Source organism: Ornithinimicrobium avium, assembly GCF_003351765.1.
Taxonomy (GTDB): domain Bacteria; phylum Actinomycetota; class Actinomycetes; order Actinomycetales; family Dermatophilaceae; genus Ornithinicoccus; species Ornithinicoccus avius.
Genome location: NZ_CP031229.1, coordinates 3,384,244 through 3,396,305, shown reverse-complemented (window position 1 = coordinate 3,396,305; position 12,062 = coordinate 3,384,244). Strand labels below are relative to the sequence as shown.

Here is a 12,062-nt window from a genome sequence, read left to right as displayed (position 1 = left end):
CCAGGGCCTGGACCCTGGCGATGCCTGACGCAGATGCCTGCCGCTGGGTCAGCCCTCCGGCGTCACCGCGAAGATGGCCTGCGCCACCTGGCTCATACCGCCCTTGGGGTGGGTGCGGTAGAACGGCGAGGTGCCGAAGACGACCGCCTTGCCGCCGGCCGCCGACTCGCCCGAGATGACCGCGGCGTTGCCCGCGGCCGCCTGGGGGCTGGCCGTGCCGTCGCCGCGCCAGTGCCCGGAGAGCAGCGGGTTGCCCTCGCCGTAGAACTGCTCGGCCCGGGTGCCCTCGCCGAGGTCGGTGTAGGACTGCGCCGGGTAGACGAAGGCGTAGTCCTGGCCGTAGTTCGCCAGCAGCGAGTCCGCCGGGGTGTCGACGGCGACGATCCCGTTGCCGCGGCTCTGCCCGCTCACCGCCGTCGCCGAGACCAGACCGAAATTGCGCGCCGTGGTGAAGGCGCTGCTGCCGGAGCCGACGAGGGCGTGGCCCTCGTCGAGCCAGGCCTGGGTCGCGTCGCGGCCGTTGACCTGGTTGTTGGTGAAGTTCAACGCCGAGCTCAGCCAGATGACGTCGAGGTCGTCCAGGATGCCCTGGTCGGCGTCGATGGAGGCAGCGGAGACCTCGACCGCGTCGAAGCCGAGCTGCTCCAGCGACGTGCGCGGGTCCTGGGTGCCGACATAGCCGACGCGGACCTCGTCGAGCTCCTTGGCGTCCCCGGAGGTGACGGTCCCGACCTCGGCCGCCGTGGCGGCCCGGAAGGCGATGTCGTGCTCGAGCGCGGCGTTCACCACAAGCCCGTGCGACTCCGGCGCGACGACCGCCTGGCCGGACGGCAGCAGCCAGGCGACCGCGTCCTGGGCCAGCAGGTCGTTGAGCGCGACGTAGTCCTCGACGCCGGCGACGTCGAAGGTCACGTGCTGAGCACGCTTGGGCACGGACGCCTGCCGGGTCGGGGCGGAGGCTGCCTTGGTCGCCTTGACCGGCCCGTCGCCGACGTCACCGACCTTGTCCACCGTGGCGCCCCACAGGTAGGAGTAGCTCCACGCGGAGATGTCGTACATCGAGGGCACCTTGGCCGAGATGTCGCTGCCCAGGTCGAGCAGCGCGTTGGCCAGCGCCCGCTTGGACTGCGCCATGTCGATGACGTAGGAGCCGCGAGGGTAGGTCGTGCCGTCGATCGTCCGCGCGTTGTTCAGCGTGCGGACCTCGATGTCGTGCAGCAGCAGCTGCTCGACCAGCGACGTGGCGTCGCTGAGCGAGCGCTGTCCCTCGCCCACCGGGATGACGTAGGCCTGCGGCAGGTCGACCGGGTCCTGGTCGTCGGCGACGTCCCACAGCGGCTTCCACTGCTCGGGGCCGGCCACCCCGTCGATCGTGTCGACCGTCAGCGCGGTCTTCTCCTCGCCCGAGAGCGCGCGGTCGAAGAACTCGATCTGGTTGGCCAGGATCTCGCCGTCGTTCTCGTGGACGTAGTCCACCGTGCTGCGCAGCACCTGCAGGGCGACCTCGACGTTGATCGCGGCGCGCTCCGGCGTCTGCACCCCCGTGCTGCGGTCCCGGCTCAGCGGGAGCTCCACCGTGCTGGTCAGCGCACCGTAGAACGCGGCGTACTGCGCGGTGAAGATCGGCGGGTAGTCGTCCCAGCCGGACGGGGTGTCACGGTAGGGGATCTTGATCCCACCCGCCGCGGTCAGCGGGTTGCCCTCGATCGCCGCGTCGACGACGTCCTGCTCGATCTGCAGGGCCATCGCGTAGTTGTGCGGGATGAACAAGTCGTACTCGTAGTTCTCGCCGTGCGGCGGACCGGTCGGCTCGACCTGCAGGTTGCCGGTGTAGCCGTGCAGGTCCGAGGCGTTGATGGGCAGCAGCGACTGGGTCAGCCGCACGTAGGACTCAGACTCCGGGTTGGTGTTGGTGATCATGTCGCGGTTGGGGTCGAAGCCCAGCGCCGTGACCCGCTGGCCCAGGTTGCGCCCGTCAGGGTTGAGGGTGAGCGAGAAGTAGAGGCGGTGACCGTCGAGCAGGTCCGCCACGTCCGACCGGGGCGCCGTGGCCAGCTCCTCGATGAACTGCATCGAGGCGTCCGTGCCCTCCCACTCGTTGCCGTGGATGTTGGCCGAGAACCAGATCGGCGTCTTGTACTCCGCCTTGAGCTTCTTGTCCCTGGCCGCCTTGTGCGGCTCGTTCTGGATCATCTCCCGGTATGCCGTCTGCTTGCGGGTCTCGTTCGCCTTCTCCGGCGCGGTGACGGTCACCAGGTAGAGGTCGCGGCCCAGGGTGGACCGGCCCACCACCTGCGCCGAGACCCGGTCGCTGCGGCTCATCAGGTCGTTGAGCCAGGGCGCCAGGTCGGCGTAGCCGACGAGGTCACCGGAGTAGGACCGGTCGTCAGGGTCGTGCGGGAAGACCCGCAGGGTCGGCTGGTGCGGGTAGGCAGCCGGCATCTCCACGCCCGAGTAGCCCGGCGTCGCGGCCTTGGGGCCGCGAGCGTCCTGACGCTCCAGCGCGGTGATGTTGGCCGCGGGCCCGCCCTTGCCGTTCCCGTCGCCCTTCCCGTTGCCGGGGGCCGAGGTGGCGGCTGGCGCCACCGCCAGGGAGAGGGCGATCGTCGCGGTCGCGACGCCGAGGGCGGCGCGCCGTGGTGTGCGATGACTCATGCTGCTCCTGAGCTCGTCGTTGAACAGGGTCCGTGCAGCCTAACTGCATTCGTGCAGTCTGTCAGCACAGGGTCGCGGGTGACGTCGTGTGACGAGCGTCACGTTGACGCAGCGTCATCACGGTCGGCTATAGTAGCGGTCGATGACTCACCTGCTCCTCCTTCGACGCCGCAGCGAGACCACCTAGGTCCGGCCCTCGCTGCGGAGTTGCGCTGTCCTCGGACCACGACAGCCCCCAGCAGCGAGGAAGATCCAGACCATGAGCATCGCCACCCCCACCGCGCCCGCCTCCGCACGCAACCCCCAGCAGCCGAGCGGGATGCCGTTCGAGCGGTACACCCCATACCCCGCTGTCGACCTGCCGGACCGCACCTGGCCGAGCCGCACGATCACCCAGGCCCCTCGCTGGTGCGCGGTCGACCTGCGCGACGGCAACCAGGCGCTGATCGACCCCATGACACCCGACCGCAAGCGGCGGATGTTCGAGCTGCTGGTGCAGATGGGCTACAAGGAGATCGAGGTCGGCTTCCCGGCGGCCAGCCAGACCGACTTCGACTTCGTCCGGATGCTCATCGAGGAGGACCTGATCCCCGACGACGTCGTCATCCAGGTGCTGACCCAGGCACGCGAGCACCTGATCGAGCGCACCTACGAGTCGATCGCCGGATGCAGGCAGGCGATCGTCCACCTCTACAACTCCACCTCGACGCTGCAGCGGCGGGTCGTCTTCGACGCCAGCGAGGACGAGATCGTCGACATCGCGGTCCAGGGAGCGCGCATCTGCAAGAAGTACGAGGAGCAGATGGCTCCGGGCACGGAGATCTACTACGAGTACTCCCCCGAGTCCTACACCGGCACCGAGCTGGAGTATGCGGTGCGCGTGTGCAACGCGGTCATGGAGGTCTTCGTCCCGACGCCGGAGAAGCCGGTGATCATCAACCTGCCCGCGACCGTGGAGATGGCCACGCCCAACGTCTACGCCGACTCGATCGAGTGGATGAGCCGGCACCTGAACCACCGCGAGAACGTCGTGCTGTCGCTGCACCCGCACAACGACCGCGGCACCGGAGTCGCGGCCGCCGAGCTGGGCTACCTGGCCGGCGCCGACCGGATCGAGGGCTGCCTGTTCGGCAACGGTGAGCGCACCGGCAACGTGTGCCTGGTCACGCTGGGGATGAACCTGTTCACCCAGGGCGTCGACCCCCAGATCGACTTCTCCGACATCGACGAGGTCCGCCGCACCGTCGAGCACTGCAACCAGCTGCCCGTGCCCGAGCGGCACCCGTGGGGCGGCGACCTGGTCTTCACCGCCTTCTCCGGCAGCCACCAGGACGCGATCAAGAAGGGCTTCGACGCGCTGGAGCGGGACGCCGCGGCAGCCGGGGTGCCCGTCGAGCAGTTCCGCTGGGAGGTCCCCTACCTGCCCGTGGACCCCAAGGACGTCGGCCGCAGCTACGAGGCGGTCATCCGGGTCAACAGCCAGTCCGGCAAGGGCGGCGTCGCCTACGTGATGAAGACCGAGCACAAGCTGGACCTGCCGCGCCGGCTGCAGATCGAGTTCAGCGGCGCGGTCCAGCGGCACACCGACAGCGAGGGCGGGGAGATGACCCCCGCCCAGATCTGGGAGTCCTTCCAGCGCGAGTACCTGGAGCAGCCCGGCCCGCTGGTGGGCAAGGACTACACGGTGACGCACGACGACGCGCGCGACGCGGACCAGATCGAGGCGACCGTCGAGGTCGACGGCGTCGAGCAGCAGATCACCGGGACCGGCAACGGCCCGATAGCGGCCTTCACCGACGCGCTGTCCACGGTCGGGATCGACGTCCGCGTGCTCGACTACCAGGAGCACGCGCTGAGCTCGGGCTCCGACGCCCTGGCCGCGTCCTACGTCGAGTGCGCGGTCGACGGCGAGGTGCGCTGGGGGGTGGGCATCCACCCCAGCACGGTGACCGCGTCGCTGCGGGCCGTGACCAGCGCCCTCAACCGGCCCGGTCGCTGACCGACGGGGCGTCCCCGACCGGCGCAGCCTCGCCGGGCGGTGGGGCGGGCGGGGTCAGCCCCGTCCGTCCCCCAGCATCGTCTTGCCGTCCTCGGTGACCGTCCAGTAGGGGTTGTAGGCGATCTCCCACACGTGCCCGTCCGGGTCGGCGAAGACGCCGGAGTAGCCGCCCCAGTAACGGCTCGCCGGCTGGCGCAGCACGGTGGCACCGGCGTCCACGGCCGTCTCGAACTGCTCGTCGACGTCGGCGGCGCTGGACACGTTGAGGCCGACGACCTTGCCGCCCCACACCTCGCCCGCGCCCGGCGTCTCCTCGGTCTCGTCGTCGATGTCGATGCCGGAGTCCACGGCGAGCGCCATGCGGTCCCACAGCCCGACGATCATGGCGCCGACCTGGAAGAACTCGATGTGCTCGGGCGAGGGCCCCGGCTGCCAGCCGAGGGCCACGTAGAACTCACGGGCACGGTCCATGTCGGCTACGCCGAGGGTCACCAGGGAGACTCGCTGATCCATGCCGTCAACCTAGCAGCGCTGGTCAGCCGGTCAGCAGGGCCGCCACGGTCGAGGGTATGGAGTGCGCCACCGCGAGCGCGCGCAGCGGGCCCCCGGGGTTGGCCCGATGGGCGGCGAGCCCGTGGACCAGGGCGGCGAGGGAGCCGGCATCGCGTGCCTCCAGGCCGGCCGCGAGCAGCACCCCGGCCAGCCCGGCGAGGACGTCGCCGGCCCCGGCCGTCGCCAGCCACGGCGGGGCGTCGGCCTGGGCGCGTACCGGCACTTCGGGGTCCGGATCCACGACCAGGGTCGTGGCCCCCTTGAGCAGGACGGTGCAGCTGGTGAGCGCGGCGGCGCGGCGGGCGTGCTCCAGGGGCGCGGCCTCGACCTGCTCGCGGGTGACCTCGCCGTCCTCCATCGCGGTCAGCAGCCCGGCCAGCTCCCCGGCGTGCGGGGTGAGCAGCGTCGGGGCCGGCCGGCGGTGGCCGGAGTCCAGCCACGTGGCGAGCAGCTGCACGGCACCGGCGTCGACGACGAGGGGCACGTCCTCACCGAGGGCTTCACGGACGCGCTCGACCTGGTGGTCCTCGCAGTCCTCGTGGTCGCAGCCCTGCGGGTCGATGCCCGGGCCGACGACGGCCGCCTGCACCCGCCCCGGACCGGGAACCACCTCGGGGCAGGCGGCCAGGACGAGGTCCGTGGCGTGCTGCGGCCCGACGTAGCGCACCATCCCGGCGCCCGACTCGAGGGCCGCGGTGCTGCACAGCACGGCTGCGCCCGGGTAGCGGTCGCTGCCCGCGACGACGCCGACGACACCGCGCGAGTACTTGTGGTCCTGCCGGCCCGGCACCGGCCACAGCGTCGCGACGTCGTCGGGCTGCAGCCGCTCCACGACCGGCGAGACGTGGAGGGCGAGGCCGATGTCGACGACGGTCAGCCGGCCGACGGCGTCAGCGGTCGCGGGCAGGAGGTGCACCGGCTTGGCCACCCCGAAGGTCACCGTCTCGTCCGCGTGCACCGCGGTCCCGAGCTGCGCCTCCCCCGCAGGGTCGGCCCCGCTGGGCAGGTCCACCGCGACGACGTATGCGGTCTCCCGCACCGCGGCCACCACCTGCGCCATGGCGCCCCGCAGGCCGGGGCGTCCGCCGATGCCGAGCAGGCCGTCGACCACCAGGTCCGCGGACGAGACGGTGCGGGCGACCTCGGCGGCCAGGTCGGCGTCGGGGTCCACGAGGTGCACCTGGACGCCGGCCCGTTCGGCAGCGTCCTGTCCGGCCTCGTGCAGGCCGTGCGCGACGCCCACCACCATGAGCCCGTCCCGCGCGGGTCCGTCGTCCAGCAGCCCCTCGCGGGCCAGCAGCGCGGCGGCCCACAGCGCGTCGCCCCCGTTGTCGCCGGGTCCGGCGAGCACGACCACGTGCCGCGCGCGGCGGGCGCGGGCCCGCTCGGCGACGACGTGGGCGAGTCCGCGCGCGGCCCGCTGCATCAGCTCGCCGTCGCCCAGGCCGGCACGCACCCGGTCCTCGACCGCGCGGACGTCGGGGACCGCATACCCGCGCAGCATCTAGTCCTCCGCGACGACGACCGCGGAGGCGATCCCGGCGTCGTGGGAGAGCGAGACGTGCAGGTGGTGGATGCCGAGCTCGTCGGCGCGCGCCCGGACCGTGCCCTGGGTGCGCAGGTGCGGACGGCCGGTGCTGTCGCGGACCACCCAGGCATCCGTCCAGCGCAGCCCGACGGGGGCGCCGAGCGCCTTGGCCAGCGCCTCCTTGGCCGCGAACCGTGCCGCCATCGACTCGGGCCGCAGGCCCCGCTCCTCGGGGGTGAAGAGGCGCTCGGCCAGGCGCGGGTTGGCCTCGATGCGGGCGGCGAAGCGGGCGACGTCGACGACGTCGATCCCCAGTCCGATGATCACGCCGGCCCCGCGTCCACGCCGCTCGCCACGCCCTACTCGACCGTGACCGACTTGGCCAGGTTGCGCGGCTGGTCCACGTCCAGGCCCTTGGCCGTCGACAGCTGGAGCGCGAAGACCTGCAGCGGGACGACGGTGAGCAGCGGCGCCAGCAGCGGGCTGGTGCGGGGGACGCGGATGACGACGTCGGCGAAGGGCACGACGTCCTCGTCGCCCTCCTCGGCGATGACGAGCGTGCGGGCGCCGCGGGCGCGGATCTCCTGGATGTTGGAGACGACCTTGCCGTGGAGCCCGTGCTCGCTGCTCGGCGAGGGGACGATGACGAAGACCGGCTGGCCCGGCTCGATGAGCGCGATCGGGCCGTGCTTGAGCTCGCCGGCCGCGAAGCCCTCGGCGTGGATGTAGGCCAGCTCCTTGAGCTTCAGCGCACCCTCCATCGCGACCGGGTAGCCCACGTGGCGCCCGAGGAAGAGCACCGCGCGGGAGTCGGCCATGTAGTAGGCGATCTCCTTGACCCGGTCCATCGTGCCCAGCAGGGCCTCGATCTTGTCGGGGATGGCCTGCAGCTCGGCCATGATCTCCGCCGCCGCCTGGCCGTAGCTGGTGCCGCGGAGGGCGGCGAGGTAGAGGCCGAGGATGTAGCTGGCGGTGATCTGGGCCAGGAAGGCCTTGGTCGAGGCGACCGCGATCTCCGGGCCCGCGTGCGTGTAGAGGACGGCGTCGGACTCGCGCGGGATGGTCGAGCCGTGGGTGTTGCAGATGGAGACCGTCATGGCCCCCAGCTCCTTGGCGTGGCGCACCGCCATGAGTGTGTCCATCGTCTCGCCGGACTGGGAGATCGACACCACCAGCGTGTGCTCGTCGATGACCGGGTCGCGGTACCTGAACTCGTGGGCGAGCTCCACCTCCACCGGGATCCGGGTCCAGTGCTCGATGGCGTACTTGGCGACCATGCCGGCGTAGGAGGCGGTGCCGCAGGCCACGATGACGATCTTGGTCACCGCGCGCAGCTCGTCCTCGTCGATGTGCAGCTCGTCCAGGGCCAGGTCGCCGCGGGCGTCGGTGCGGCCGATGAGCGTGTCGCGCACGGCGTGCGGCTGGTCGTGGATCTCCTTCTCCATGAAGGTGTCGTAGCCGCCCTTCTCGGCGGCGGCCGCGTCCCAGGTGACCTCGTAGGCCTTGCCGTCCGAGGGCGTCCCGTCGAAGTTGATCACCGCGTAGGTGTCGGGCGTGATCGTCACGATCTGGTCCTGGCCCAGCTCCATCGCCTGCTTGGTGTAGCCGATGAAGGCGGCCACGTCGGAGCCGAGGAAGTTCTCTCCCTCGCCCAGGCCGACGACGAGCGGGCTGTTGCGGCGCGCCCCGACGACCGTGCGCGGCTGCTCGGCGTGCACCGCCAGCAGGGTGAAGGCACCCTCCAGGTCGGCGACCGTCTCGCGCATCGCCTCGGTGAGGTCGCCGGTGCGGTCGACCGCGGCGCTGAGCAGGTGGGCCACGACCTCGGTGTCGGTCTCGGAGGTGAACGTGACGCCCTCGGCCTCGAGCCGCCCCCTGAGCCCGTGGAAGTTCTCGATGATCCCGTTGTGCACCAGCGCGAGCTTGCCGTCGTGGCCACCGCGGTGCGGGTGGGCGTTGGCGTCCGTAGGGCCGCCGTGGGTGGCCCACCGGGTGTGGCCGATCGCGGTCGCGGTCTGCGGGAGGTCGGCCTCGGCCAGGGCCTGGCGCAGGTTGGCCAGCTTGCCGGCCCGCTTGCGCGTCTCGACCTTGCCGTCCCCGACGAGCGCGACGCCGGCCGAGTCGTAGCCGCGGTACTCCAGGCGACCCAGGCCCTCCATGACGACGTCCAGGGCCTTGTCGCCGACCTGGGGGCCGACATATCCGACGATTCCACACATGGGCCCAAGCCTACGTCCTGCCCGACCCGGACAGCCGCGCCGACGCCGCGGCCGGCGCCTCTGCGAGAATGCGGCCATGGGTTCCCAGGGCAACGGCGCCGGCATCCCCTCCCCCTACGTGGAGCTGGACCGCGAGGCCTGGGCCAGGCTGCGCGAGGAGCACCCGATGCACCTCGACGCGCAGGACGTGGAGCGGCTGCGCGGCCTCGGGGAGCCCCTGGACATGGCTGAGGTCGAGCAGGTCTACCTGCCGATCAGCCGGCTGCTCTCCTTCTACGAGCAGGCGACCGGCCGGCTGCACAAGGTGACCAGCGACTTCCTCCTCGAGCGAGCCGAGCGCACCCCCTTCGTCATCGGCGTCGGCGGGTCGGTCGCGGTCGGCAAGTCGACGACGGCCCGCATCCTGGCCGAGCTGATCCGCCGCTGGCAGTCCTCCCCGGACGTCGCCCTCGTCACCACCGACGGCTTCCTCTACCCCAACGCGGTCCTGCGCGAGCGCGGGCTCATGGAGCGCAAGGGCTTCCCGGAGTCCTACGACCGACGCCGCCTGCTGCGCTTCGTCTCCTCGGTCAAGGCCGGCCAGGCCGAGGTCACCGCCCCGCTCTACAGCCACCTGGTCTACGACATCGTCCCCGACGAGCAGATCGTCGTGCGCCAGCCGGACGTCCTGGTGGTGGAGGGCCTCAACGTGCTGCAGCCCCCGATGCCGCACGTCAACGGCCGCGGGGCGGGGCTGGCGGTCAGCGACTTCTTCGACTTCTCCGTCTACGTGGACGCCAACGTCGCCGACATCAAGAGGTGGTACGTCTCCCGCTTCCTGCGCCTGCGGCAGACCGCCTTCGCCGATCCTGAGTCGCACTTCCACCGCTACGCCTCGCTCAGCGACGACGAGGCCGCGGCCACCGCCAGCGACATCTGGGACACGATCAACGCGCCGAACCTGGTCGAGAACATCCTGCCGACCCGCAGCCGGGCCACCCTCGTGCTGCGCAAGGGCCCGGACCACGGCGTGGACCGGGTGCGACTGCGCCGGCTCTGAGGTCGTCAGTCGCCCATGCGGGCGTAGCGAGCCCGCGCGAAGCAGTAGAGGCCGTAGAGCACCAGCCCGACGGCCACGGCGACCAGCAGCGTGCGGCCGAAGGGCTGCCCGGCGAGCGCCTTCAGGGCGGCGTCCAGGCCTCCCGCCTCGTCCGGGTCGGCCTGCACGGCAGCGACGGCGAACAGCACCCCCACGACGCTCAGCACGACGCCCTTGGCCGCGTAGCCCACCGTGCCGACGAGGCGCACGGCCTTGCCGGCCGCCCCCGCGCCGCTGGTGCGCAGGTCCTCGAGGAACTTCAACGAGAGACCCTTGTAGACGTGGTAGACCCCCACCCCGACGATGACCGCGCCGGTCGCGGCGACGAGAAGCCGTCCGGCAGGAAGGCCCATGAGGATGGCGGTGATGTCGTTGGTGCGCTCCTCGCCGTCCGAGCCCCCGCCGCGGGCGAAGCCGAAGGTGGTGACGGTGAGGGCCGCGTACACGAGGGTCAGCGCCGCGGTGCTCCAGCGGGTCTTGCCCGGCACGCTCCCGGTGGCGGTGGCGACCGCGTACCAGAGCGCGAGCATCGCCAGGCCGACGACGCACACCCACAGCAGGACCGGCCCGGCAGGAGCCCCGCGCAACGAGGTCAGCGCCCCCGACTGGTCGGCCTCGCCCCCGCGTCCGAAGGCGACCTGCGCGGCGATCCCACCGATGACCACGTGGATCAGACCGGCGGCCGCGTAGCCGCCGCGGGCAAGACGCTCCACCCAACGGTTGCCCGCGACCTTCTCGGCCGTCTGCGCGGCCTCCTGACCCAGCTGCTCGACGTCGTCCACAGGGCAAGCGTAGGGCCGCGCCGGTTCCGGCGCGGCCCTACGAGGGTTGCGGGACGGGACGGCGCCGGCCTGGGCCGGCACCTTCTCAGGCTCAGTACCAGCCCACGGACTCCGAGTGGGCCCAGGCGCCGCACGGGCTGCCGTAACGGCCGGAGATGTAGCCCAGACCCCACTGGATCTGGGTGGCGGGGTTGGTCTGCCAGTCGGCACCGACGGTCGCCATCTTGTTGCCGGGCAGGGACTGCGGGATGCCGTAGGCGCCGGAGGAGGCGTTCATCGCGGTGTGGTTCCAGCCGGACTCACGCATCCACAGGGAGTCAAGGCAGCCCCACTGGTCGTCACCCCAGCCGTAGCTGCCCAGCATCGATCGCGCGATGGAGCGCGCGTCGCCGGAGGAGACCGGGGCCGGCCGGGGGGCGGGTGCCTGTCGCTGGCTGCTGCGCGAGGCGGCCTGGTCGCTCTCGCGCCGCTCGGCGGCGCGCTCGGCGGCGGCGGCCTCCTCGGCCGCGCGCTGCTCGGCCGCGCGCTCGGCGGCGGCGGACTCCTCGGCCGCGCGCTGCTCGGCGGCACGCTGCTCGGCGGCACGCTGGGCTGCCGCGGCCTCCTCGGCCGCGCGCTTCTCCTCCGCGCGCTTCTCGGCCGCCGCCTTCTTCTTCTGCTTGGTGATCGCCTTGGACGCGTCACGGACCGCGTCGGCGCCGCTGCTGCTCAGGTCGGTCGACAGGGACAGCGCCGCGACGCCCTGGTTGGTACGCGTCTGGCGGACCTGGGCGAAGACCCGTCCCACCTGCGTCCCGGTCGCCGTGGTCAGCGTTCCGACGGCCTCGGCGGCCAGCGCCGGGTCCGCCCGCGTGACGGTGGCCACGGCGGGCTCGCTGGGGGCGGTGGCCGTCGAGGCGGCGTAGGTGGCGACCGCCAGGGCACCGGCGGCGATACCTGCGGTGACCGCGCTGGCGGGACCGCCAGCGCGGGACTTGCGGTGGCGGCCGGAGGCGGCGCGCTCCCGCTGCGGGGCTTGGAGGATCAAAGGGATACCTATCGTCGAGACCGGGTCCACCGCTGCCGGGCTCGGAGGTCAGGGGCACCTCGTCACGGGATCCCGGGGGGACTGGCGGCGTTACCGAATCGTGATCTATCTCCTCAACGGTGCCCTCCTGGCGACCGGTGAGTCAAACCTCCGAGCCCTATTGTGGCGAACGTCACCCTGGCAGGGCCCGCACCACCAGCCCCGTGCGTCCCGCCCGTCCCG

9 protein-coding genes are annotated in these 12,062 nt (G+C 72.1%); 2 read left to right on the top strand and 7 right to left on the bottom strand.

Translation table 11 applies throughout. The features are described 5' to 3' along the window. Positions 1-48 precede the first annotated feature (48 nt). Positions 49-2,655 carry a M14 family zinc carboxypeptidase gene (locus DV701_RS15580; RefSeq protein ID WP_114929623.1) on the bottom strand — a complete coding sequence of 869 codons (2,607 nt, stop codon included), beginning with the start codon at positions 2,653-2,655 and terminating at the stop codon, positions 49-51. Between the two features lie 259 nt (positions 2,656-2,914). On the opposite strand from DV701_RS15580, the gene leuA reads away from it, so the two are divergent. Then, on the top strand, positions 2,915-4,654 hold the full coding sequence (leuA, locus tag DV701_RS15575) for a 2-isopropylmalate synthase (RefSeq protein ID WP_114929621.1): 1,740 nt from the start codon (positions 2,915-2,917) through the stop codon (positions 4,652-4,654). Between the two features lie 54 nt (positions 4,655-4,708). Here the strand turns inward: leuA and DV701_RS15570 are convergent, their stop codons facing one another. The 4 genes from DV701_RS15570 to glmS are packed head-to-tail and all read right to left on the bottom strand — an operon-like array spanning position 4,709 to position 8,953. Further along, entirely contained in the window at positions 4,709-5,167 is a 459-nt protein-coding gene (locus tag DV701_RS15570; RefSeq protein ID WP_114929619.1) for a VOC family protein, read from the bottom strand. 22 nt (positions 5,168-5,189) lie between these two features. Continuing rightward, positions 5,190-6,710, bottom strand: coding sequence for a bifunctional ADP-dependent NAD(P)H-hydrate dehydratase/NAD(P)H-hydrate epimerase (locus DV701_RS15565; RefSeq protein ID WP_114929616.1), 1,521 nt, complete (start codon positions 6,708-6,710; stop codon positions 5,190-5,192). Continuing rightward, the gene (locus DV701_RS15560; protein WP_114929614.1) at positions 6,711-7,061 is read right to left on the bottom strand and encodes a holo-ACP synthase; all 351 of its coding nucleotides are present in this window, start codon (positions 7,059-7,061) and stop codon (positions 6,711-6,713) included. A gap of 32 nt (positions 7,062-7,093) precedes the next feature. Beyond that, complete coding sequence (gene glmS / locus DV701_RS15555) at positions 7,094-8,953, bottom strand: glutamine--fructose-6-phosphate transaminase (isomerizing) (RefSeq protein ID WP_114929612.1); 1,860 nt, start codon at positions 8,951-8,953, stop codon at positions 7,094-7,096. A gap of 76 nt (positions 8,954-9,029) precedes the next feature. Here glmS and coaA point away from each other — a divergent pair, with 76 nt between their 5' ends. Further along, complete coding sequence (gene coaA / locus DV701_RS15550; RefSeq protein WP_114929610.1) at positions 9,030-9,992, top strand: type I pantothenate kinase; 963 nt, start codon at positions 9,030-9,032, stop codon at positions 9,990-9,992. 5 nt (positions 9,993-9,997) lie between these two features. Here the strand turns inward: coaA and DV701_RS15545 are convergent, their stop codons facing one another. Then, the gene (locus DV701_RS15545) at positions 9,998-10,813 is read right to left on the bottom strand and encodes a DUF1206 domain-containing protein (RefSeq protein ID WP_228255074.1); all 816 of its coding nucleotides are present in this window, start codon (positions 10,811-10,813) and stop codon (positions 9,998-10,000) included. Positions 10,814-10,904: 91 nt separating this feature from the next. Then, on the bottom strand, positions 10,905-11,840 hold the full coding sequence (locus tag DV701_RS15540; RefSeq protein WP_114929608.1) for an aggregation-promoting factor C-terminal-like domain-containing protein: 936 nt from the start codon (positions 11,838-11,840) through the stop codon (positions 10,905-10,907). Between the last annotated feature and the right edge of the window lie 222 nt (positions 11,841-12,062).